Annotated in this window: 14 protein-coding genes; 10 read left to right on the forward strand and 4 right to left on the reverse strand. The window is 44.7% G+C overall.

All coding sequences use genetic code 11. The features are described 5' to 3' along the window. Positions 1–101: 101 nt before the first annotated feature. From P3L47_RS14325 to P3L47_RS14335, 3 genes are all read left to right on the forward strand, one after another. A complete protein-coding gene (locus P3L47_RS14325; protein WP_427910516.1) occupies positions 102–3,014 on the forward strand; it encodes a glycoside hydrolase family 2 TIM barrel-domain containing protein in 2,913 nt (970 codons plus the stop codon). A gap of 205 nt (positions 3,015–3,219) precedes the next feature. Then, entirely contained in the window at positions 3,220–4,869 is a 1,650-nt protein-coding gene (locus P3L47_RS14330; protein ID WP_277781235.1) for a glycoside hydrolase family protein, read from the forward strand. Positions 4,870–5,014: 145 nt separating this feature from the next. After that, on the forward strand, positions 5,015–6,592 hold the full coding sequence (locus tag P3L47_RS14335) for a glycoside hydrolase family 43 protein (RefSeq protein ID WP_277781236.1): 1,578 nt from the start codon (positions 5,015–5,017) through the stop codon (positions 6,590–6,592). A 145-nt stretch (positions 6,593–6,737) separates the two neighbouring features. On the opposite strand, the gene P3L47_RS14340 is transcribed toward P3L47_RS14335, so the two are convergent. Continuing rightward, positions 6,738–7,301, reverse strand: coding sequence for an RNA polymerase sigma-70 factor (locus P3L47_RS14340; protein ID WP_122362511.1), 564 nt, complete (start codon positions 7,299–7,301; stop codon positions 6,738–6,740). 312 nt (positions 7,302–7,613) lie between these two features. Between P3L47_RS14340 and P3L47_RS14345 the strand changes: the two genes are divergently transcribed. The 7 genes from P3L47_RS14345 (at position 7,614) to P3L47_RS14375 (ending at position 20,905) form a co-directional block, all read left to right on the forward strand. Continuing rightward, a complete protein-coding gene (locus tag P3L47_RS14345; protein WP_122362510.1) occupies positions 7,614–8,501 on the forward strand; it encodes a FecR family protein in 888 nt (295 codons plus the stop codon). Positions 8,502–8,763: 262 nt separating this feature from the next. Beyond that, positions 8,764–12,078, forward strand: a complete 3,315-nt coding sequence (locus tag P3L47_RS14350) for a TonB-dependent receptor (RefSeq protein WP_277781237.1) — start codon at positions 8,764–8,766, stop codon at positions 12,076–12,078. 15 nt (positions 12,079–12,093) lie between these two features. Continuing rightward, positions 12,094–13,947 (forward strand): RagB/SusD family nutrient uptake outer membrane protein, encoded by a 1,854-nt coding sequence (locus P3L47_RS14355; protein WP_277781238.1) that lies wholly within the window; start codon positions 12,094–12,096, stop codon positions 13,945–13,947. Positions 13,948–13,977: 30 nt separating this feature from the next. Continuing rightward, positions 13,978–14,466 carry a DUF5018-related domain-containing protein gene (locus tag P3L47_RS14360; protein ID WP_122362507.1) on the forward strand — a complete coding sequence of 163 codons (489 nt, stop codon included), beginning with the start codon at positions 13,978–13,980 and terminating at the stop codon, positions 14,464–14,466. 94 nt (positions 14,467–14,560) lie between these two features. Next, the gene (locus P3L47_RS14365; RefSeq protein WP_277781239.1) at positions 14,561–16,069 is read left to right on the forward strand and encodes an endo-alpha-N-acetylgalactosaminidase family protein; all 1,509 of its coding nucleotides are present in this window, start codon (positions 14,561–14,563) and stop codon (positions 16,067–16,069) included. Positions 16,070–16,089: 20 nt separating this feature from the next. Continuing rightward, positions 16,090–19,125, forward strand: a complete 3,036-nt coding sequence (locus tag P3L47_RS14370; RefSeq protein ID WP_277781240.1) for a glycoside hydrolase domain-containing protein — start codon at positions 16,090–16,092, stop codon at positions 19,123–19,125. Positions 19,126–19,177: 52 nt separating this feature from the next. Continuing rightward, positions 19,178–20,905, forward strand: a complete 1,728-nt coding sequence (locus P3L47_RS14375) for an endo-alpha-N-acetylgalactosaminidase family protein (protein ID WP_277781241.1) — start codon at positions 19,178–19,180, stop codon at positions 20,903–20,905. 6 nt (positions 20,906–20,911) lie between these two features. Here P3L47_RS14375 and P3L47_RS14380 read toward each other — a convergent pair whose 3' ends face one another. From P3L47_RS14380 to P3L47_RS14390, 3 genes are all read right to left on the reverse strand, one after another. Further along, entirely contained in the window at positions 20,912–21,172 is a 261-nt protein-coding gene (locus tag P3L47_RS14380; RefSeq protein ID WP_277781242.1) for a hypothetical protein, read from the reverse strand. After that, positions 21,157–21,888, reverse strand: coding sequence for a tetratricopeptide repeat protein (locus P3L47_RS14385; RefSeq protein ID WP_277781243.1), 732 nt, complete (start codon positions 21,886–21,888; stop codon positions 21,157–21,159). Before P3L47_RS14385 ends, P3L47_RS14380 begins: the two co-directional genes overlap by 16 nt. 213 nt (positions 21,889–22,101) lie before the next feature. Beyond that, on the reverse strand, positions 22,102–24,246 hold the full coding sequence (locus tag P3L47_RS14390) for an outer membrane beta-barrel family protein (protein ID WP_277781244.1): 2,145 nt from the start codon (positions 24,244–24,246) through the stop codon (positions 22,102–22,104). Positions 24,247–24,399: the final 153 nt, after the last annotated feature.

The raw sequence follows: 24,399 nt of genomic DNA on the forward strand, positions 1-24,399 counted from the left end.
GGTATTAACAACTATATTTGGATTAAGTAAAGGGATATATTGGATTATTTCTGATATATCCCTTCTTTTGTATCGAAAATGTATTGAAAAGACTTGAAGACATGAAATACACAAACATACTCTATTCCCTTTTCCTGCTTGCCGGTCTGCTTTCGGGATATGGCTGTAACGCTGCCTCTTCCGGCCGTCAGGTATTGGATATGAACACTGACTGGGCTTTCTTCCGGGGCGATGTAAGTGACGGCAGCAGGATGGATTTGGATGATTCCGGCTGGATGCCTGTCGTCCTGCCGCATATCATGCAACTGGAAACAAAGCATTGCGGAGGAAACTCGATATATGACGGTGTCGGTTGGTATCGCCGTTATTTTAAGCTCCCGGAAACAGATAAGGATAAACGAATCGTTGTTTCTTTTGAGGGAGTTATGACAAACTGTGATGTTTATTTGAACGGAAAAAAGATAACGGAACATCATGGCGGTTATATGGGATTTGTGGCTGATCTGACAGACCATGTCGACTGGAACGGTAATAATGTGCTGGCAGTCCGTGTCTCTGCTGAACATGATCCGCTGACTCCTCCGGGAAAGCCGCAGGATAAGATGGACTTCTATTATTATAGCGGTATATACCGGGGTGTCAGGATGGTTATTACCGATAAAATATATATAACCGATCCTTTGCAGGAAGAGATAGTAGCCGGTGGCGGCCAGTTCATCACTTTTCCGGAGGTGACGAAAGAAAGGGCAAGAGTCCATGTCGCCACACATATCCGTAATCAATCGGATACGAATGAAACGTTGACCTTATTCTCTCAGTTAAAAGATTCTACGGGGAATGTGGTTGCCGGAATAAAGACTCCGGTCGATTTGCAGCAGCAGTCGGACGAAACAGTAGCGCAGGATCTGATTGTCGACAATCCCGCCTTATGGCATCCTTACGCACCCTATCTTTATACCTTGCAGACACAAATCCTATCCGGTGAAAAAGTACTGGACGAGACAGAGGAGAAAGTCGGTATCCGTACGATCCGTTACACGGCGGAGGAGGGTTTCTTTATCAATGGAGAAAAACTGTATATGCGCGGAGCCAACCGTCACCAGGCTTTTGCCAATGTCGGTGATGCCGCTTCCAATTCGATGCAGGTACGGGATGCGATCGACCTGAAGCAGGGTGGCTACAATGCCGTCCGTGCCGCCCATTATCCGAGTGATCCGGCTTTTCTGGATGCCTGCGATAAGTATGGCCTGTTGGTTGTCGAATGTATTCCCGGCTGGCAGTTTTATAATCCCGATTCCACATTTATCAAACGTCTTTATGATGTAGGACGCCGGATGATTCGCCGGGATCGGAATCACCCTTCCGTCGTACTTTGGGAAACGGCGCTGAATGAATCCCGTTATCCGGTCTCATTGGCAAAAGAAATTCAGGAACTGTCCCATGCGGAATATCCGGGTGACCAGATGTACACAGCCGGCGATTACTTCGGGCATGCCGATATGGAACCTTATTACGATGTCTTTTACAAACAGGTATCCAAATTTCCGAAGGATGGCGATGTAATGAGTAATTATCCCGAAGACTTCATCGTGGTCAAACCCTTGTTTACCCGCGAGTGGGGAGATGGCGTAGGAGAGAAGCCCCGTGTCAGTCTGAAAGAGAATGAAGAAGAACAGATGCGTCAGTGTCGCAGCCGTATCGAACAGTTGAATGGCAAAGGGTATTTCGACTGGTGCATGCTGGATGCCAATCCGCATATGGGAGGGCATTTTGTATGGAGTTACAACGATTATGCCCGTGGTAGCCAGGATGAAACGATGTACAGCGGTGTGGTCGACATCAACCGTTATCCGAAGTTCAGTTATTTCATGTTGCAGAGTATGCGCGACAAGTCTGTCTCCCAGCCGGGATTGTATGATGGGCCGATGGTCTTTATCGCTTCCTATAATGCATCTGCCGGTTTTACCTCTTCTACAACAGATATTACGGTCTTCTCCAATTGCGATGAAGTAAAATTATACCGTAACGATCAATTGATCGGAAAACAGACACGCGAGGAAAGGACACCGCTGTATCGTCCGGTCGTTGAAAAAGGAGGCAGCCCCGTATTCATCTTCAATGCCGGAGAATATGAAGCCGGAACATTGAAAGCGGAAGCCCTTGTGGATGGAAAAGTGGTGGCTACACATCATGTGACGACACCCGAACAGGCGGATCACCTGGTAGTAGATATCAAAACGAATGGTATTATCCCCGTAGCAGACGGTTCGGATATGATCCCTGTCTATTTTAAGGTTTGCGATAAGAATGGCACTTTAGTCTACAACTCCCGGCAGGAGATCCGGATACGGGTATCGGGAGAAGGTACACTGATCGGAGATACGATCAGCCGTATCGGTATCAATCCGCAAAAAGTCGAAGGCGGTATCGGTTTTGCCTTTATACGTACGACGAAAAAGGCCGGTAAGATCGTTGTGGAAGTTACCGCGGACGGTTTATCAGCCGGTAGGGCAGAGGTTGTGTCGGAACCCTTCCGTAACTCTTATTTGCCGGATGGAGAACATGCGGCATTCAAAGGACAGGAAGAAGATAATGTAGTCGTGAAGCCCTCTTCCTGGCAGAAGCGTATATTGGAAAGACCCCGCCTGAAGATCGCTTCCGTCCAGGTAGGCAGCAGTCAGAACGGGTATCCGTCCTCGAATATCATAGATAATGATGACCACACCTGGTGGATCGCAGGCGAAGATAAACTTCCGCAGGTAATCACGCTGGCGTTGGATCGTCCGGGCTATGTGGCAGCCAGCCGTATTCTTTTTCAGAAAGACAGCTCTTCCTATAAGCACAAAGTAGAGACTTCGCAGGATGGCGAACGCTGGGAACTTTTGTATGAACGGGAATGTACAGGCTGGGAATTCAAGCCGATGACTGTCGACCGTGAAATAAAATATCTTCGTCTGACAATAGAAAATGTCTCCGAAGGACGTGCTGGTTTGGGAGAAATCTCTCTTTATTAGTAATGGTAACCGGCTGATACAGTAGTGCCAGCCGGTTACCATTACTATGTCAAGCGACCGGTTTAACCATATCACCTCCATAGCTTTATAGTACCGGACTATCAGAACTACGCAAACCTTTGCGTAGTTTTTTTTCATATAACCGGCTGTATCCAATCTGTAAATGTTATACATTTGAAGCATTAAAAGCTTAATTATTAATACTATGAAACTCTATTCTTTATTATTGTGTACATCTGTCGCTTTCTGTATCGGAACGCAGAGTATGACTGCACAGATCACAGAAAGGCCGCGTCCCGCTGAGTGGGATAATCTTGTCGAAGGTGCCCGGTTCATAGACCGTTTTCTTCCTATGCCTGCCGGAAAACTGAGCTCCGATGTATGGGGAGCCAAAGAAGTTGTTCCGCGCTATGTGGATAACGGGATTGAAGACAATGTCCGTTCCTATTGGGGAGGAAATATCCTGAAAGATGAGGATAATAAATACCATCTGTATGTTTGCGGTTGGCCGGAAAATTCTCCGAAAGGACATATGTTCTGGCCCAACTCGACGGTCTATCATGCCGTATGCGATAATTCTATCGGCCCGTTCATAATCAAAGATACCATCGGTTCGGGACATAACCCGGAGGCTTTCCGCCTGAAAGACGGACGTGTGGTCGTTTATGTTATCGACGGCTATTACCTGGCGGACGACCTGAACGGTCCGTGGACCCGTAAGAAGTTTGACTTCGACAACCGCGACCGCCGCATTATCGAGGGCCTTTCAAATCTGACATTCGCACAGCGTGAGGACGGCTCTTACCTGATGGTATGCCGTGGAGGTGGCGTATGGATCAGCCAAACCGGACTTTCCCCTTACAATCAGATTACGGACAAACGGGTATATCCTCCGGTAAAAGGAGAATTTGAAGACCCTGTCGTTTGGCGAGATCATGTCCAGTATCACCTGATCGTAAATGACTGGTTGGGACGTATCGCCTTCTATCTTCGTTCAAAAGACGGTGTGAACTGGGTAACCGATCCGGGAGAGGCTTATCTGCCGGGTGTTTCCGTGCATGAGGACGGAAAGGTGGAAAACTGGTTCAAGTATGAGCGTATCAAGATTTTACAGGATGAATACGGTCGTGCTATCCAGGCTAATTTTGCCGTGATCGATACATTGAAAAATGAAGACCTTCCGAGTGATAATCATAGCTCCAAGAATATAAGTATCCCGTTGAATCCGGGTCTGCTGCTGACCGTTCTCGATACTCAGCCTGTTACGGATAAAACAAAAGCGATCCGTGTAAAGATTGCTGCCGAGAAAGGATTTAACCCACAGACGGATATCGATCTCAATTCCTTGCGTTTCGGTGCATCTACAGAGGTCAATTATGGCAGAGGCTGTAAAGTTCAAAGTACGGAGAATGACGGGAAAGACCTGATTGTTACTTTCGATGCAAAAGGTAACGGCATAACAGCCGAAGAGTTCGCCCCTAAATTAATAGGAAAAACGACTTCCGGTAAATTGCTCTACGGATATGCCCGTTTGCCTTGGATCAGCTATAACGATCCGATCCTTTCTGCCCGGATGCCGGTATTTGCATCAGATAGCCCGGATATAAGTGTCGTAGTAGAGAATTTCGGACAGGTGGTTTCTAAAAAGGCAGTCCTGAAGCTGGAACAAGTTCAGGATGGGAAAAGGAAGATTGTCGGACAAACAAAATTGTCTTCTCTTGTACCTTACGGCAAAACAAATGTGATATTGACCAATAAAATAAAGTTTGAAAAAGGGAAAGCATACGATTTTGTCCTGACCATTCGTACGTCGGATAACGTTGTATCCACTTACAGTTTTCAGACAACTTTATAGATTAGGTAAACGATCCTGTTGATGCTTCTCTCTGTTCCCAAACGATTATTATATAGAGGTACGTCTTTTTATATTATCTTTGTGCATCTGATTCATCGTGAAAAGTATCTCAATTCAGGACAATGTTTAATATATAAATAGGAAGATGAATAAAGGAAAATTCTTACTCTTAATCGGTATGCTGTTAACCGCATGCTGTCTGAAAGCCCAGGTTTGGGTTGCCGATAACGGCGACGGAACCTATCGTAACCCGATCATACATGCCGATTACTCTGATCCGGATGTGATCCGTGTCGGTGATGATTATTATATGGTCGCATCCAGTTTTACCTGTGCACCCGGTATTCCGGTCCTGCATTCCAAAGATTTGGTGAACTGGAAGATCATCAACCATGTTTATCCGCGTCTGCCTTTAGATCGTTATGATTATCCGGCACACGGACAAGGGTCATGGGCTCCGGCAATCCGCTATCACGACGGAAAGTATTATGTCTATTTCTGCACTCCGCAGGAGGGTTTGTTCGCTGCCTATACGACCGATCCTGCTAAAGAATGGACCTTGAAGCATGTCTTGCATGTGTCGCAGTGGGAGGACCCTTGTCCTTTGTGGGATGAAGACGGAAAGGCTTATCTGGTGAGAAGCAAGCTCTGTGGTGGTCCGGTCTATCTGCACCGTATGTCGGAAGATGGTTTGAGCATCCTCGATAACGGGAAGATCATCTATTGGGACGAAAAAGAAAATCCGGTGCTCGAAGGATTGAAGACGATGAAGAGGAATGGCTGGTATTATATCCTGGCTCCAGCGGGCGGTGTTTCGACTGGCTGGCAAACAGTACTGCGTTCAAGGAATATCGAAGGACCGTATGAATCGAAGAAAGTTTTGCAGGAAGGCAACGGCATAAACGGACCTCACCAGGGAGGTTTTGTCGATACACAGACCGGTGAATGGTGGTTCATCCATTTTCAGGACAAAGGGGTGTATGGCCGTATTGTCCATCTTCAACCCGGTGACTGGAAAAACGACTGGCCTGTTATGGGTATAGATGAAAAAGGGGAAGGATGCGGGTTGCCTGTACTGTCTCACAAAAAGCCGAATGTCGGTAAAACATATCCGGTCGAATCGCCACAGACTTCCGATGAATTCAACGACAGCAAACTGGGTTTACAGTGGCAATGGCAGGCCGCAGGTCAGTCTAAATGGTATTCCCTGACCGCTTCGAAAGGGGCATTGAGATTGTATGCCGTTTCATCTCCGACAGAAGACGGGAATCTTTATTATTCCGGGAATCTGTTACTTCAGAAATTACCTGCTCCGGAGTTTACTTCGACGGTGAAGATGAATGTCAGTCATTTGCAGGAAGGAGAAAGGGCCGGTTTGGTCATGATGGGAAATAATTACTCTTATCTGTCTGTACAGCAAAAAGGCGGAAAGAAACAAATTGTCCTTAGCGAGGGAAAGGGAGAGAATTGTGGTTATATCCCTCATGAAATAAAGAATGCTGACTGTCCATCGAATGATGTCTGGCTGCAGGTAAAGGTCTATCCGGATGCGACTTGCCAGTATTCTTACAGCATGGATGGTACGCATTTTACGACATTGGATGACCGTTTTGAAATATCGAAAGGACAGTGGATCGGCGCTAAAGTCGGACTTTTCTGCATTAACCCGGACGTAACAGACGGCAAAGGCTTTGTCGATGTCGACTACTTTAAAGTCTTTTGAAAGAATATGGGATAATTCTTTTCTAAAAATAGGGTGGGTTCGTTTAAAACGAGGTGTAAATTCGTTTAAAACGGACCCTCACTTCGTTTAAAACGAGAAAAAACTCCTTTTAAACGAGATTTCGGTTCATTTAAAGGGAAATTTGTTAATACCTTTTCTTCAGATAAGCATGTATTTTCTTATAAGCCGTTGCAATATGAGCTTCTACTGTCTTTTGTGATATATTCAGTAAAGTGGCGATTTCTTTTTGCTTGAGTTTGTCGGAAAGGAACAATCTGAATACTTCCCTGCATTTTTCCGGCAAGGAGTTGATTGCTTTCTGTATCAGTTCTTGTTGCTCCTGGTCCAGTAAAACAGATTCTGGATTGGTATTGTCTGCTATCAACTCTATATTATATAAGTCTAAGGGTGAACACTCTGGAGTATTAGATCTTCTTATATAATGTAGAGCCTGGTTTTTGGTAGAAATGTAGAGATAACTTTCTATATTTTCTATTTCATGGAGTGTTTCTTTTCTATTCCAAATCGTGTAAAAAACATCAGATACAACTTCTTCAGCTGATTCTTTGGAGGATAGATAGTAGATAGCCACATGGTATAATCTGAGATAATACATATCAAAAAGTTGGCGAAAGGCTTTTTCGTCTCCTTGAATGATATTGAAAATCAGATCATCTTTTTTATTGTTTAGTGGAGTCCTTATCCTCATGTCACAACATATCACTGATAAATAATTATAGTTCCTGAAGAACTATGGTACTTGTATAGAATTAAAAGCTGTAAAATTTTCTTTTTTTGAGAAAACTGTTCAGATGGACTATAGATATAGTACACTAGAATCTATCAATACAGCTTTTTTATCATTATAATTTAGACTTTATGTGAATAAATACTATTTTTGTTATGAAAAAGACATTAGTTCTTCAGGAACTTGGTGGTTAAGGTTAATATAAGTTAAGACTGTTTTTTGTATTAGGGTTTTTCACTTTCGTTGTCATCTATAATAACAAAACAGGTAACAATGAATTTGAAAGAAGGAGATAAAATACAGTTTGAAGAATGTGTAAGCCGTATTCGTTTTAAGCCATTGGAGGTTGATACAGATGCTGTTTATAAGAGATTACGTGACCGTATTGAAACATCAAGACAGAGAATAGGTGTTTCTCCGATATGGAAATATACTTCTGTTGCGGCTTGTATAGCTTTATTATGTGTATCTTCTTTTCTTATTTGGAATATAACTGAATCAAAGCCTCTTTCTTATTTGGAGACAACAGCATTGGCTGGATCAAAAGCTTATATATTATTGCCGGATAGTACGGAGGTATGGTTGAATAGTGATTCGTGGATACGTTATCCGGAATCATTTGATGATGGAAATCGGTCAATAGAATTGATAGGTGAGGCCTTTTTTAAAGTAACTAAAGATCAACATTGTCCATTTCGTGTAAATATGGATGGTATGTCAGTGGAGGTGTTGGGTACTGAATTTAATGTATCGGCACACAAAAAATCAGCAGCTATTCAAACTACCTTATTGGAAGGTTCTGTCGCATTATATAAAAAAAACAATAAGAGTTCAACTCCTGATCGGGTTCTGATTCCGGGTGAACAGGCTGTTTACAATAGGGATAATGGAGATATAGAAGTTCATCCGGTTCAAACTTCTTTTTATGTTTCCTGGGCAACAGGTGATTATGTGTTTGAAAATAGTACATTCGGGCAGATAATTCAGACGTTGGAACATTCATTTAATGTGAAATTTCATTTGAAAGATAGATCCTTGAAAGAAACTTGTCTGACAGCTCGATTTACACATAACGAGTCGTTAGATGAAATCTTGTCGATTCTTCAAATATCAATGAAATATGAGTATATGATTAAAAATAAGGATGTATTTATAAAGTAGATATTGTATAACCTTAAATAATAGACCATGAATAGTTCTTAGGATTTGAAAAAAAAAATTGGGAATGCTACCAACATCCCCAATTTAATGCTTGCGCATAGATCATTTAATAAATATGGCAGCTACCAACTGCCTTAGTAAATAATCATTTAGAGTTTGCAAATGTATGAATAAACATTTAATCAGAGTGTTACAGAGCTATAAAAAGGCTTTGTCGGGGATTAATATTCCTCAAAAAACACATAATCGAATCTTTGTTGTTATGAGATTTTCCATATTGTTCTTTTTCCTTAGTATCTGGGGTGCGACTGCAGCCTCTTCGTATTCGCAGGTTACTAAATTGAATCTCGAAGTGAATGGCACAGTTTTAGAGGTGCTTAAAGCTATTGAAAGTCAGTCGGAGTTTACATTCGTTTATAAGCAGAATGAAATAAAACTAGACGATAATGTATCAATAGATTTACAGAATAAAACGATATCAGAAGTTTTGGATGTTTTATTGCATGATAAATCACTGGCATATAAAATCACAGATCGACATATTGTTCTGTTTAAAAAAGGTGAAATCCATCAAGAATCAACAACTGTGATTACAGGAAGGATTATTGATGAATTCGGAGAGCCGGTCATTGGAGCAAATGTTTTGGTTAAAAATGAGAGTGGACTTGGTACTACGACTGACATGGATGGTAAATTCTCTTTGGATTTAAAAGATATAAAAGATCCGGTATTAGTTGTTTCATTTATCGGTTATACCTCACAAGAAATAGTTGTCGGTGGAAAGAAAATTTTTAATATTACATTGAAAGAGGATTCAAAAGCGTTGGAAGAGGTTGTAGTTATTGGTTATGGTACAAACTCTAAACGAAATCTTACTTCTGCCGTTTCTACAGTCGATGCTGATAAAATGAAGAATGTTCCAGTTTCTAATGTTACAGATGCATTGGCAGGACGTGCAGCAGGTTTGATCGTTACTCAAGCTGGTGGAGGTATTGGTAAAAAGTCAACGATTTCCATTCGAGGTGGAGGACAACCACTTGTTGTTATTGATGGGTTTGTGTCTGAGTATGATGATTTTGTAAACTTGAATTCTGACGATATTGAGTCAATGTCTGTTTTGAAAGACGCCGCAGCCGCAGCTGTATATGGTGCACGTGCTGGCGATGGTGTTTTGGTTATTAAGACAAAAAATGGATTAAAGGGTTTACGTGTTGATTATAGTTTCAATCAGAGTTGGGCTGAACCTACTTTCCTGGAAAAGAAACTGGATTCTTATCAGAGAGCTTTGATGGATAACACTGTTAGAGATTTATATAACTTGGAACCTCGTTGGACGGAAGAAGAAGTTGAAAAATATCGGACAGGATCAGATCCATATAATTATCCCAATGTGGATTGGCAGAAATTAATGTTGAGGAATTTTACACCGGATAGCCGGCATTCACTAGCTGTTCGTGGCGGATCAGATATTAATAAGTTTTACGTGTCTTTCCAGGCTTACGATCAAAGTTCTATGTATAAGGCTGACACAGAATGGTTCAAGCGTTATAATGCGCGTATTAATGAAGTGTCTGATTTTAAGGATCTAGGATTAAAGTTGACATTTGGGGTAGATGCTTATATTAATACGCAGCAGAGTCCACGTTCTACTTATTCTGATGGATATGGATATACATGGGGACATATTCAAAATAAAAGCCCTATGGAATTGGCTGTCAATCAAAATGGACAGTATTATGTAGGACCAGATAATCCGATGGTTGAAGTCTCTCCGGAATCAGGTTACAGCAAGTGGGATTATAAGATGTTTATGGGATTGTTTAATGCCGAATGGAGTGTAAAAGGTGTTGAAGGATTGAAGCTGAAAGTCGGCGGTAATTATCGTTATTTCATGAGTGACAGTAAACTTTGGAATAAAACAGCTCCTCAATATGATTTGAACGGAGTAAAAGGTCCTGATGCAACTGTTAGTTTGACCTATAATACGGGAAGTGCACGTATGTGGACAACTCAGTATTTTGCAGATTACAATCGTTCTTTCCTGGATGAAACACATAATGTCTCTGCAACGTTGGGTTTTGAACAAACCTATTCATTTTACAGAGGTTTCAATGCTTTGCGTAAAAATTATATATTCATGATCGATCAAATTGGGGCAGGACCTTCAGATTCAATGGAAAATGGAGGTAGTGAATCCGAATTCGGTCGTGCCGGTTTGGTTGCCAGAGCTTCTTATAATTATAAAAAGAAATATTTTGTAGAAGGTTCATTACGCCATGATGGTAGCGACTTGTTCCCGAAAGACCGCCGTTGGGGTAATTTCTATGCCGGGTCTTTGGCCTGGGCTATTTCTGAGGAATCATTTTTCCAGCCGCTGAAAGATCGTAATATTTTAAACTATTTCAAAGTAAGAGCTACTTATGGTGAAACCGGTCTTGATAATGGAGTTGGGTCTTTTAGCTATTTGACATCTTATAATTTGGCAGAACGTGGCTATGTATTGGGAGGAAGTATTGTTCCGACTTTTAGTGAAGGAAATCTGATTAGTCCGGATATTACCTGGTATACTCGTAGTACATTTGATATAGGTTTTGATTTTAACTCTTTGGGAGAACGTTTGGCTGGTAGTTTTGACTATTTTTATATGAAGACAACCGGGTATTTGACATCTCCTTCTAACGTGAACTATACGGATCCTTTGGGGCTGAGTCTGCCAAAAGTAAAATCAGACGGAGAACATCGTCGTGCTGGTTATGAATTTGCTTTGTCATGGAAGGATCATGTCGGAGATTTCAATTATGAGGTCGGTGCTAATTTTACTTATTTCGATCAATTAGTCTCTACAGCTTGGGATGAAGACTTGGCTAGTCAGAAAAATCCGTATAAGAGACTGGTTCAACAGAAAGGGTTTTATACAAATGGTTATACTAACTTAGGATATTATCAAAATTCAGATCAGGTTTTAAATTCACCGCGTTTGGAAAGTTCCTCTAATTTGGTAGCCGGAGATATTCAATATAAGGATATGAATGGTGATGGATTTATTGATTCAAACGACCAGTGGCGTATTGGTAAAAATAGCTTTCCTCGTGGTAACTATGGTATTTATGCCAATTTGTCTTATAAAGGATTTTCTTTAAATATGTTATTCCAGGGAGCAACTTCACGTGATATGTATCTGGATGATGTTGTGCGTGGACAGAGTACAAGTGGATATTCGATCGTTTATCCATACCAGTTAGATTATTGGATGCCGGATAACCGAGATGCCAAATATCCGCGTATTGCAATGAATTCGAATGTGAATGGGAATAATAACTATCAGACTTCTGATTTTTGGTTGACCAATGGTCGTTATATCCGTTTGAAATCATTGCAATTGGGGTATGACTTCCGGAAGACATTATTGAAGGATGTAAAATGGCTTTACAAATGCCAGGTTGTATTAAGTGGTCAGAATTTGTTTACTATTTCACCGGCTACCAAATACGGATTTGACCCGGAAACAGGTAGTACGAACAATTATGACTACCCGGTACAGCGCGTATATGCAGTTAGTTTGAATCTAGGATTTTAATAAAAGAATATATTTATGAAACTAAGAAATATAATAACATTTTCACTGGCCTTATTGACGGGTATTACTTCTTGTAATGTACTGGATACAGAGCCTTTCACAACCTATGATGAAGCAACTGTTTGGGGATCTAAATCCACGGCAGATGCATTTGTGTTAGGTACTGTGAATGCGATTATGGATGGTTATGTGAATGGAAATCAAACAACGTGGGAAGAACGAACCAATAATGCCGTTCATTCCAATGGAGGTAATGGTATAGTGAAAGAACAGACTACCCGGTATGAAGATGTCGGTTTTGGTGATTTCGGGAACATCCGCCGTTGTAATTTGATTATAGAGAAGGCAACGGAATATGTCGGAGCAGGGCTTTCTGAAGCAGAATCCAAAGAGTTGGTAGCTAAAGGTCGATTATTAAGAGCTTTACTTTATTACAAACAGGCCCGGACTATAGGGCGTTTTGTTTGGGTAGACCGTGTGTTGGCACCGGCCGATACGACTAATAACGGGCTGATGTATCCGACGACTAAGAGTACAACAGAAAGTTATACCTATATTTTGGATGATATAAAAGCAGCTATTCCGGATCTGCCGGTAGAAGCAAAGTCGGGTGACTTATCTCGAAATGTGGCTTATGCTTTTCAATCGGAAATAGCACTTCAGGCTGCAGCTTACGAAACCGATCCCGCACAGAAAAAAACGTGGTTGAAGGAAGCTGTTGCTGCAGCAGATGGAGTAGAGGGTAGTTCTTTGGCTTCAAATTATGGTAACATATTTAATGAACAAGATCGTTATTCAAGTGAAATTATCTTTGCTATTTATAAGGATAAAGCGACAACAAATACGGATCATATAGCTCCTTTACAAAATGTGATGCCGAATGTTAATAACGATGTTTTAGCAAAGAATGGTTGTGGACCTGAGTTTAAAACAAATGGAGGTCAACCTTTTATCGGTTGGTTATGGTGGGCACCGACACAGAATTTGGTAGACATGTATGATGTTCTTGATGAAGAAACTGGTAAAGGTGTAGCCTGGTACGAATCTTCTCAATTTAAGAACAATGTGAGTGTTACTGAAGGCCAGGCTCCGGACTGGGCTGTTGAGTCTGAAAAGGCAGAAGTGCTCTATTATGGTAATGTAAAAGGAGATAGAACAGTTAGTGATATAATGTACACTAATAGGGATGCTCGTTTTTATGATAGTTTTGTATATGACAATTCTACGTGGTGGAGCGAAGAGATTCGGACAACTGTTAATGGTAATTTGTGGAGAAAAGTAAATGGAGGACTAGGTCCCCACATGGGATTGACAAATTATTATTGGCGTAAAGGTGTTTATAATGTTCAACCTCGTGTATATGCAGGAACCCCGACCGATTACCATTTCGTAGTAACGCGTTACGGACGTGTTCTTCTGAATAAGGCTGAAGCTATTTTGTGGTTGGCTGGTATGGGAGAAGGTAACTATTCAGAGGCTGTGGATATTTGTAACCAAACTCGTACAGTTCATGGAAAATTGCCTGCAAAACAAGTAAATAGTCTGGAAGAAGCCTGGGACTTCTACAAACAGGAACGTCGTTGCGAATTGCCGATGGAAAACGATTATTACTGGACTTTATTACGTTGGGGCAAACATGGCGGTTATGCTAATAATGGAGTTGCTCCGGGGGGTAAAATTGTAGAGTTTACAGAGGCTCCGACTTATGTGGAAATTACGAATGATCGTAAATCGTTCTATATAGGGGAAGTTACACACGGGGATAGCAACATTCGTGAGTTCCGTGCAGACCGTCGCTATCTATTCCCTATTCCTCAGGGACAGATTGACCGTAATGCAAATTTAGGCCCACAGAATCCGGGTTGGTAATAGATGATTAATCTTTAATACACTAAAAGTATGAAAAAGAATATAGTAAAATGGATGAATAATGCTTTGTTGTTAATGCTGCTCCTTGCTTGTTCCTCTTGTTTGGACGGAAACATGGATGATTTGCCAGCATTTGAGGAAGCAAATATCACAGATGTAAAGTTTGATTTTCGATATAAGGATCCTTCAGATGTATGGATTGACGGTGAACCGATTGTAAAGGTTGTAACACTGACTGTCGAAAATAAAGTAATCAATGCAGAAGCCGGAACAATTACCTGTACGATCACAGTTCCTCCGGCTGACGGTTCTTTTACGGAAGAGATTCGTAACACGGTTGCTCTGACAAACCTGGTCGGCAAGTTTAATCTTTCCACTGCAGCTGTTATTGCTCCCCAGGACGGTGCTCCAACATTAGGAGTACCGGGTGATTTTTCTACTACACGCAGGTATCTGGTGACAGCTGCTAACGGTACGAAAAAAGATTGGACAATTCAAGTTACTGCATTAAATAAGTAACTATATTTATATCCTTAGATCTGAAGTGCTGAGGCTGTCCGTCTCTATATAAGTTTCGGACAGCCTTTTTTTTATCAACTAATGTAAAATGAATATGAAGAAGATAGTTCTTTTTAGGTTATTGTGTTTAGCCTTTTTGCTGGTTTGTCACCCATTATTTTCTCAGGAAAATTTAGCGGAATCATGGCGAGCCATCTCCGGAGAGAAATATGACTGGACTAAAACGATGCGTCCCGAACAACCTTATATGCATGCCTATCACCAGATGCAACTGATGAAGATCATGCTGTCTTATCCGGATGAGAAAGGCAATCCGGTTATTTGCTATACTTTCGAACAGGTCTTGTCTTTGGTAAAACAGATGGATGCCGTCACACGGGGACTTCCAAAGACGCTCTACCTGGTAGGATGGCAATATAACGGGCACGACGATAAATATCCGGCCTGGTTTGAAGTGAATAACGCACTGAAGAGGGATTGTGATGCTACCGGTAGGGAGTCCCTGCTTTGGCTGGCTAAAGAGGCAAGGAAATATAATACCTATATCAGTGTTCATGTGAATATGACGGATGCCTACGACGACAGTCCCCTTTGGGATGAATACCTCTCCAAAGGATTTATCTCCCGTAATGCAGACGGAACCCCGATGCAGATCGGTGTGTGGAACAGCCGCAAAGCCTATCAGATTTGTTATAAGAACGAATGGGAGAGTGGTTATGCCGTTAAGCGGATCAATGCCTTACTGGATTTACTGCCTTGCATTGAGGAGGCAGGTTCGATAATGATCGATGCTTTCTTCGTGCGCGACAATCCGTATGAAAAGATCTCATGGGAGGAGGAAGAAAAATATCAACGAAAGATATTCCGCTATTTCAGGGGAAAAGGTATCGATGTCACTCACGAAAGTTTCAACCGCCTGCGGGAAGGCAAAGACCTGTTCATCGGTGTGAATCCCTGGTACCTGTGGTTTGAAGCGACTGAAGCGGACTATATGAAATACCCCGCTTATCTGACAACCGGCGGTGCATCTTATCTCTTTGCCAAACAATTTCCGGATCTGACGAAAGAACAGCTCCAGTTAGGCTTCCTCTTCGGTATGAGCGGACGCGGTGAAGATTGCTTCGGTAACCTGGAAAACGGCTCTTTGCCCGATGCCAACTGGATAGACAAATACCGTTACCAGTTCTATACAGGAACACTTCCTTACGTCTATCTGAACCGTTATAAACGGGAAAAGCTGACAGGGAAAGGCGAGAACCGTGTCGTTTACTATAACGATGGCCTGACCGCTTCGCTAAAGGACTCGACCATCACTCATCATAAACGTTTGCTCAGGGACAAGGACGATCTCTTTATGCCGGTTCTCTGGCGTGCCGGTCGTGAGTATATGGCCTATTCAGTAAAAGGCTATTCCGGTAAGTCCTGGCAGTTGCCACCCGACTGGTCGGACGTACACAGCGTGGATATTTATAAGATAACGCCTTCCGGTATCTTTTATAAAACCAGCGAGGTCTGCATTGACGGATCTGTCCGCCTGTCGCTCGAACCGGATGAAGCTGTTTCCGTCTTTCCTGCTACCGGATGTAATAAATCAGGTCTTTAGTATCTTAAAATTCTAACTTCATGAAACATATATTATTGTATATATTATTTGCCTGCATAGGCATTGCTTGTAATCAAAATACCGTTCAGGCTCCATATCCTTATGCCGTAGCAGAGACTCCGTGGAACGAAGCTCTGGGTAACCATCGTGTTGTACTGGCGGTTAACGCTCCGGCTGAAGCTGTCAAACTATCCTTCGACTGGCGACGCCCCGACAAGGAGGTGGATAACCGTCGTTTTCTGATTGTCGATGCGGAGACAGGGGATACGATTCCCAATATCCAACGACTGAAAGTCAATAACGAACAATGTGAACTCTTATTTGGTCCAGTTAAAAAGAAAGGCATTTATTTTTTCTATTATCTGCCGTATCAAATTCAGGAAGGTTGTGGAAATTATCATCTCGGTTATTTCTCGAAAGAGGATGCTCCCGGTCAGCAATGGGTAGCTACTGTTTCTGCCGATAAAAAGCTACCGGAGGCAACTATCAACCGTGTGGAGTCGCGTACGCAGTTCGATAGCTTCTATCCCATGGAAATTGCCGCTTCGGATAGTGAGAAAGAAAATTATAAGCAAGCGAATCCAGGACATTTCCTCGTCTTCCCGGAAGATCGTTCATTGCCTATACGTATGAAAGCTGCCGTCCCTTATAAATGGTTACAAAGTCCGCTGCAAACGTCGTTTACCGGGAAAGCCCAACCGAACGAATACTACACCTTCCAGTTGGGTGTATGGGCTGCAACCGACGAATTGAACAGTGTGACTTATGAAACATCCGGCTTGAAAAGTGGAAACGATCTGATTCCGGCAGAAGCGATTACTTGCTTCAATATAAACGGAGTAAATCCGAAAGGAATACCGTTTACCAGACAGGTGAGTGTAGCTCCGGATGCCGTTCAACCCTTATGGTTTGGTGTGGATTTGAAAGCGGATCAACCAAGCGGAACTTATAAAGGCGTGGTTACTTTAAAGGATGAAACAGGATATACCGTTCCTGTAGAAATAGAACTGAAAGTATCCGGCAAAATGTTGGCAGACCGTGGTGATGGTGAGCTTTGGCGCCATAGCCGCCTACGCTGGCTTAATTCGACCCGCGGAATCAGCGACAAACCGACCGAAGGGTATGCCGACATGTCTCTCTCCGACAACCGGGTCTCCTGTTTAGGCCGTACGGTATCTCTCGATGAGCAGACCGCTCTGCCGTCTTCTATTGATTCCTGGGGGCATGAACTGCTGGCTTCTCCCGTTCGTTTTATCATCCGTACCTATTCGGGAGAAAAGAAACTGAACGGAACCGTCGACCTGACCGGACAGTCCGAAGGTAAAATGTCGGGAACCTGGAAGGCTGAAGATGATGACTTGACACTGACTTGCAACGCAACGATGGAGTTTGACGGCTGGATCAACTACGTTTATTCCATCGCTCCTAAAAAGGATTTACAGATCGAAGATATCCGGCTTGAGATACCGATGAAAAGCGAAGCTGCCCCTTATTTTATGGGGCTGGGTTTACCCGGACAAGAGACACCAGCCGACTATTCCGGAGGTTGGGAGACACAGGGAAAGACGGTACACGATTATGCCGTATCCATACCCACTAACAAAGGTGCTTCCTGGCTGTGGCCTTTCGACAGCTTCTGGTGTGGTTCAGAAAAAGCCGGTATCCATTGCGAATTACGTGGAGCGAGTTATACCGGTCCTTTGCTGAATCTCTATCGTCCTGCTTATCCCGAAAGTTGGTATAACAACGGCAAGGGCGGTTTCCGCATTCAGCGGAGCGGAAGTCAGACCATAGCAACGGCATATAGTGGTGAACGTGCTCTCAATGCTGCCGAAAGTCTGACGTTCGATTTTGCCTTGCTGATCACTCCGGTCAAGAAAGTGAATAGCCGTAGCCAGTTTACCGACCGGTACTACCATAACGGATTTGCACCGACACCGGAAGCGAAAGATGTGGAGACAGGCATAAAGATTATCAATGTGCACCATGCCAACGACTTGAATCCGTTTATCAATTATCCGTTCATAACAGCCGATTCCATCAAAGCGTTTGCAGATGAATGGCATAGTAAAGGCTGTAAGGTGAAACTGTATTATACCATCCGCGAGCTAACCAATGTCGTTCCGGAAATTTGGGCATTGCGCAGTTTGGGAGATGAAATATTGCAAGGCGGTAAAGGAGGAGGTTTCCCCTGGTGCCGGGAACATTATGTAACCGATTATACACCTCAATGGTATCAACATTTTGATAATTGCGAGAAAAGAGGTGTCATTGCCGATGCTTCCGTCTTGACGGCTACGGGCGATTCGCGCTGGTATAATTATTATGTGGAGGGACTGGCATGGCTGGTAAAATATACAGACATCGACGGCCTTTATCTGGATGATGTCGCTTTCGGCCGTGATATGTTGAAGCGCATGCGGCATGCCATGGAAGAGGTAAAACCGGGATGTATCATCGACCTGCATTCGAATACGGGCTTTTCACGTGGTCCGGCTACTCAATATGCAGAGTATTTCCCATACGTGGATAAGGTGTGGTTTGGTGAAAGTTTCATGTATAACGAAATGTCTCCGGCCAACTGGCTGGTAGAAGTCTCCGGTCTTCCTTTCGGCTTAATGGGAGATATGTTGCACGGTGGAGGCAACCAATGGCTGGGAATGCAATATGGCATGACGAACCGTTTGCCTTGGTATACGGAAGGAACTATTGGCAACCCGCGATATGTTTGGAAGCTGTGGGATGACTTCGGGATCATGGATGCGCAGATGATCGGCTTCTGGGAAGAGAATCCGGCTGTGACCACTTCGGACAAAGAGGTGAAAGTAACGGCGTACGTGAATAAAGGAAAGACGCTGCTGTCGATCGGTAATTATTCCAGTACGAAGAAGCAGGTTAAACTGAATATCGACTGGAAACAATTAGGTCTGAATCCGTCGTCTGTCCGTATGCAGGCTCCGGATATTACCGATTTTCAGAAAGTACGGGAGTTTACGCCAGCCGATCCGATTCCGGTTGATCCGAAACGCGGATGGCTGATCCTTTTGAGTGAATGATACCTTGATAATCTTTTATTTTGCACCCTATTTATAACGTTTGAATTTTATCATGAAAATATCTTTGTATATACTTACAATCCTGCTTTGTCTGTCTTGTAGTAAACAGAACAAACTAGAGGAGATCTCTATCCAACTGGATAAAGAAACTCTGAATCCGGTACGTAATCCCGGAGAGAAGGGAACCCTTCGTGTTATCGGTCATTATTCCAATGGAAAGACATCCGATCTCTCCTTATCCGATCTCGCTTTATCCGTACGTACAGTCAGTGCCAGCGGAAATGTCGAGGTTGTCGCTTTATCCGGTGATCAGTTAATCCCGAAGGATGGCGGACTGGCTGAAGTGACTGCCGTCTATCAGAAAGACGGTGCCACTTACCGGGCGAAAAAGAGAGTCGTTGTCGCTCCGTATTACCGTGATTATCACCAAACCCTGGTACTGAAACTCTTTATGGGGTATGATGGTGAACTGAACGAACCTGATCCGAACAACGTGATTTTCCAACATGAAGACCCGTCGCGCCTTTGTACATTCGGTCAGGCGCTCGATGTCGTGAAACGAGTGGACAACCTGACATGCGGTATCCCCAAGATCATCTACCTGGTCGGTTGGCAACGGGGTGGTCACGATCACCTGTATCCCGACTGGAGCATCGTCAATCCCAAATTGAAGCGGGAAGAAGATGCCACCGCCCTCGAAAGCCTCCGCTGGCTGATCCGCGAAGCCCGTGCTTACAACACGACCGTCAGCCTGCACATCAACATGGTCGATGCTTTCGAGGAAAGCCCCCTGTGGGATACCTACATCAAAAACGATATTATCGCCCGTGATGCCAATGGCAACCTGACATCTATCTGGGAATACGTCAAAGGCCATAAAGCTTATCACCTGAGCTATACGAAAGAATGGGAGAAAGGCTTTGCCAAACCGCGTATCGACCATCTGATCGACATGATTCCCGAGCTGAAAGACGGCCACACCATCCATATCGACGCTTTCATGGCCTACTGGCAACCGGAGAACCGTCCGTTAAGTCCCTGGCATGCCAAGCCGGAGAACGGAGGTATCGACATGTATAAGGAAGTGGAAACTCAACGAAAGATCTTCAAGTACTGGCGTGAGAAGGGTTTCGACGTAACGGGTGAAGGTATCTTTTGGGCTCACCCTGCCGGCGAGGGTTTTGTGGGGCTTCAGCCGATGTCGTGGTGGTTCCCGGACGATAAGAACTTCCAGATGGAGATCCCCGAACGTCTGTCGGCAAGGGGACGTACCCACCGTGAAGGACAGGGTGATTTCCGTTTTGGTTCCAGTATGCAGGGAGAGGAGATCTTCCAGAAAGACCTGGATAATCTGCCCGGCTTCCTGTCTCAGTTCTGTACCATGACATTGCCTTGGTATTACCTGAGCCGCCTGGAACGGGTTGCCTTTGTCGATGAAGCTCTGTATTACAGCGAGGGTGTCGTTGCCCGTGTGGAAGACGGAAGGAACATCATCCGTAAAGGAGATTTCATCTTGCGTGAGAATGACAACCTGTTCGTTCCCGCTCTTTGGAACGACAACGAGATCATCGCCTATTCCGGTGACGGATACGAAAGCCGCAGCTGGCTGATGCCGGAAGGCTGGGAGAAGGTCGACGCCGTAGACGTTTATTTCATATCCATGAATGAACCGACTCTGAAATCATCGGCAATACCTGTGGTTAACGGACTTCTCAAGCTGACCTTAGGGAAAGGAGAGGCTGTTTCGATCGTTCCGGCAGGGCAGTCACTTACCCGATAAACGAATTCAAGTCCCTTTGAAGAATTCCTCCTCCCTGTAATACTGCAACCTCTCCTCGGCGGCTTCTTTCAGCTTTTGCATATAGCCGGATAGCTTTTCGCGACGGCTGATGCTGTTGAGGAAGAGTTTGTAGTATTTGACGGCATTCTTGTTGTCCTTCAGTAGATCGTAAGCATAGGCGATATGATTGAGGGTGACGGACGATTGCGGGCTATAAGACAGGGAGGTCTTCAATGCCACGATCTCTTCTTTCAACTCACGGCGCATGACGAACCCTTTAGCCAAAAAGCATTGACCCGGTTGACAGGCAGGTTCAGGGAATCCTGTCCGATGTACTTGTCGGTATAACGGATCGCTGCATCTACCGAATCCATTTCCAGATACAGGTTCGACAGGCGGAGCACTGCCGCATAGTCCGACGAATCCCTTTCCAGTGCCAGTTCATACAGATAGAGGGCGGAATCCGGTTGTTCCGTTTTTCCGTAGCAATCGCCCAACAGGCGCAGGGCATACTGGGTGGTGTCTGCGGAAAGCATCGTTTCGGCAAGGGCTTTCGCTTCTGTGTATTGTTCGTTGCGGAAATAGAGCTGTCCCATTTTTGTCCGGATATAAGTGTTTTCGGGAGATAGCTTCAACGCCTTTCCGTATTCTTCCAACGCTTTGTTGTCGCTGTTCTGCATCAGGTAACAGTTGGCCCGTTCGATGTAGAGATGTATGTTCAGCGAATCCGCTTCGATCATTTCGTCCAGCAGGCGGATTGCTTCACCGTATCGGTTCAGTTCTTTGTAGGCTGCCAGCTTCTTCCGTTGCAGGTCGGGAGAGAGTGAATCCTGTCGGCCGATAAGGTCGATTGCCTGTTGGTAGTTGTAATTGCTTATCGCTTCCTCGATGGCATGCAGAGGGTCATCCTGCGCTTGTATCAGGGAACCGTATGTGCACAGCCAGCAAAAGATAACGAATAAATAAAGGTTTCTTTGTTTCATATTTTGTTAGATTTTCATGTTTCAATTATTGTCAAATTTGAATGTAGTGTCGTTGGTAGGGGCGGTTCGCGAACCGCCCCTACAGGCGCCGTCATAATGGAACAGGCAGGTTCGACCGTAGGGGCGGGGTTCAATATTTTCTAATTTCAAACGCGAAGCCAAACTGTCACCTGTCACTTGTCAACTGTCACCTGAAAAAGGTGAAACCTTTTTCTACGTTCCGAACCGTGACGTATCCACCGCCTTTACCTTCTTTTCCTTGTAGCCGCCGAAGCTGTAACGGATCGTCAGCAAGACCGAACGGTTGTCCTGGAACAGTTCCATGCGGCTCTTCTGACCCTGCTGGTCGATGTGGGTGAGCGGCTTTTGACTGTTCAGCAGGTCATTGCCTTTGAGGGTCAGGCGGAGCTTCTGTTTGGGAAGCGTCCATACCAGGGCGGCATCCAGGCTGTAGAGCGGGTCGATATCGTAAAGGCCCTGTATCACCTTCGTACAGTAATCGCCGGTGAGGTCGAGGGAGAGGTTTTTGTCGCGGGTCAGGAAGATCGTGTTGGTCAGTATGGCCCGCCCGAAGAGCTTCTTCCGGTCGAAACGGACATCGACCAGCGTCCCTTTGTCGTGGATACCGAAGCCCATCAACGTCAGCCGCGAACTAAGCACCTCGCCGGCACGGAAAGGAACGACCGCCATCAGTCCGAACATATTGTGCGTATCCAGATTGATCGTATGGAAGACCGATTGCAGGCGGTCGGGCGACTGGTACGACATCTGTTGTATCTTATCCGGCTGGAAATTGGCGAAGGCCCCAAGCACATACTTGTTTTTGAGGATATAGGTCAGTTGCATCGAATAGTTCAGCTCCGGTTTCAGTTCCGGATTGCCTTTGATCACGCTGTAAACATTCATATAATAAGTATTCGGCGTAGTCGCCCAATAAGAAGGATACTTCCGGTTGCTCGATAAGGAGAACTGCAACATGTTGGAAGGATCGATCCGGTAAACGAGCGACAGGGCAGGGAAGAGATCCGCCCTGTCCCATAATGTACTTTTCTTTCCGGCCGAGTCGATCGAAGCCTTGTAATACCGGACGGTCAGCGAAGCATCCAGTGTCAGCTTCTTCCCGAACGAACGCGAGAAACCGCCGAAAGCGCCGACCGAATGTTCCCTCTGCGTCAGGTCGAATGTCCCTTCGCGTTCTTCCGTGTTGTCGAGCAGCGCTTCCGCCTTGTTGTCCGTCCCCGACAACGAAGCCTCCAGCCCGTAGGATAGTTTCCATTTGTTCGCGGTAACGACGAAATGGTTCAGGTAGATATTGGCCCGTTGCGTCTGCTGGCGGCTTTCGTTGCGCCTGTCCTGGTCGGTGTCGTCTTCAAAATTGTTGACCAGCTCCTGCAACGATTTATCTTTGTAGAAGGTATAGTCGATACCTGCGTTCAGGTTCTTATGGCCGTTGTAATCGATCCGTGCACTGTGCAGGGAAGTCGGCCCGGTCGTCCGGCTGGCGGTGTTTACCGTTTCGATGCCTGTGAACTCCGTCCGTCCTCCCCGGTGGGAAGCGGGGCCATCCTGTACATACCGTCCCGTGTAGGAGACCGAGAGTTTGTCCTTGTTGTCGAAGTCATATTCGAAAGCACCCCGCAGGTTGTGGGCGATGCTTTTGTTCTCCGACCAGTTCTTTTGCAGGATATCGTACCTCTGTCCGTCGACGGTCGGTTCCGCATGCATATCTTCCGTCGAGCGGCTGTGTCGGTAACCCGCCGAGTAGGAGAAGTCCGTCGTATATTTCTTTCCCGTGTACGACAGGTTCATCCGTCCCGAAGGAGAGAAATAATACCCCTGTTCCCCCGTCAGCGACACTTCCCCTTTCAGGATATCCTTCAGGCTCTTGTCGTTCTCGATGACCAGGTTGATGGAGGCACCCTGTACACCGTATTGCGGCGGAGTACTGTACATCACCTCCACCTTTTTCACCTTATCGGAAGAGGTCGACTTCAGCATATCGGCCAACTGTTCCGGCGTCATGCTGCTTTTGCGGCCGTTGATGATGATCGTCGTGCCCGATGTGCCGAGCAGCGAGATATTGTCGCCTTTCTTTTCCACGCCCGGCAGTTCGCCCAGAACATCGAACGCATTGTCCACCGGTTTGCTTTTCATCAGGTTGGGAATGTCGTACTGGAGTTTTCCCTCGGTCATCTTCACCAACGGGCGTTCGGCTTTGACGAATACCTCCGGCAGTTCCAGCGTGATGCTGTCGTTCACCAGGATCGTACCCTTACCGTCAGTCTGCTTTTGTGCCGATAACCGGGTGGGCAGCGGGAGCAAGTTGGCTATCAATAACAGGTAATAGATTCTTTTCATGTTCTTGTGCTTTTCGTGATTTTTATACGAAAGGTAGAAAGGGCGCTGAACAGTTCCAAAAAACGCCTGCATTTGGTAAGACTAAATAACATTCGTCCGAAACTGTGTTATTTTGGTTTAAAGCGGCAGGCGGCAAGCCGGAGAATCCTTATA

It is taken from the genome of Parabacteroides chongii (assembly GCF_029581355.1).
GTDB lineage: Bacteria > Bacteroidota > Bacteroidia > Bacteroidales > Tannerellaceae > Parabacteroides > Parabacteroides chongii.

Excerpts from the sequence above, each read along its gene's own strand:
- P3L47_RS14325 (WP_427910516.1), top strand. The coding sequence starts at position 102 with ATGAAATACACAAACATACTCTATTCCCTTTTCCTGCTTGCCGGTCTG.
- P3L47_RS14330 (WP_277781235.1), top strand. The coding sequence starts at position 3,220 with ATGAAACTCTATTCTTTATTATTGTGTACATCTGTCGCTTTCTGTATC.
- P3L47_RS14335 (WP_277781236.1), top strand. The coding sequence starts at position 5,015 with ATGAATAAAGGAAAATTCTTACTCTTAATCGGTATGCTGTTAACCGCA.
- P3L47_RS14340 (WP_122362511.1), bottom strand. The coding sequence starts at position 7,301 with ATGAGGATAAGGACTCCACTAAACAATAAAAAAGATGATCTGATTTTC.
- P3L47_RS14345 (WP_122362510.1), top strand. The coding sequence starts at position 7,614 with ATGAATTTGAAAGAAGGAGATAAAATACAGTTTGAAGAATGTGTAAGC.
- P3L47_RS14350 (WP_277781237.1), top strand. The coding sequence starts at position 8,764 with ATGAGATTTTCCATATTGTTCTTTTTCCTTAGTATCTGGGGTGCGACT.
- P3L47_RS14355 (WP_277781238.1), top strand. The coding sequence starts at position 12,094 with ATGAAACTAAGAAATATAATAACATTTTCACTGGCCTTATTGACGGGT.
- P3L47_RS14360 (WP_122362507.1), top strand. The coding sequence starts at position 13,978 with ATGAAAAAGAATATAGTAAAATGGATGAATAATGCTTTGTTGTTAATG.
- P3L47_RS14365 (WP_277781239.1), top strand. The coding sequence starts at position 14,561 with ATGAAGAAGATAGTTCTTTTTAGGTTATTGTGTTTAGCCTTTTTGCTG.
- P3L47_RS14370 (WP_277781240.1), top strand. The coding sequence starts at position 16,090 with ATGAAACATATATTATTGTATATATTATTTGCCTGCATAGGCATTGCT.
- P3L47_RS14375 (WP_277781241.1), top strand. The coding sequence starts at position 19,178 with ATGAAAATATCTTTGTATATACTTACAATCCTGCTTTGTCTGTCTTGT.
- P3L47_RS14380 (WP_277781242.1), bottom strand. The coding sequence starts at position 21,172 with ATGCGCCGTGAGTTGAAAGAAGAGATCGTGGCATTGAAGACCTCCCTG.
- P3L47_RS14385 (WP_277781243.1), bottom strand. The coding sequence starts at position 21,888 with ATGAAACAAAGAAACCTTTATTTATTCGTTATCTTTTGCTGGCTGTGC.
- P3L47_RS14390 (WP_277781244.1), bottom strand. The coding sequence starts at position 24,246 with ATGAAAAGAATCTATTACCTGTTATTGATAGCCAACTTGCTCCCGCTG.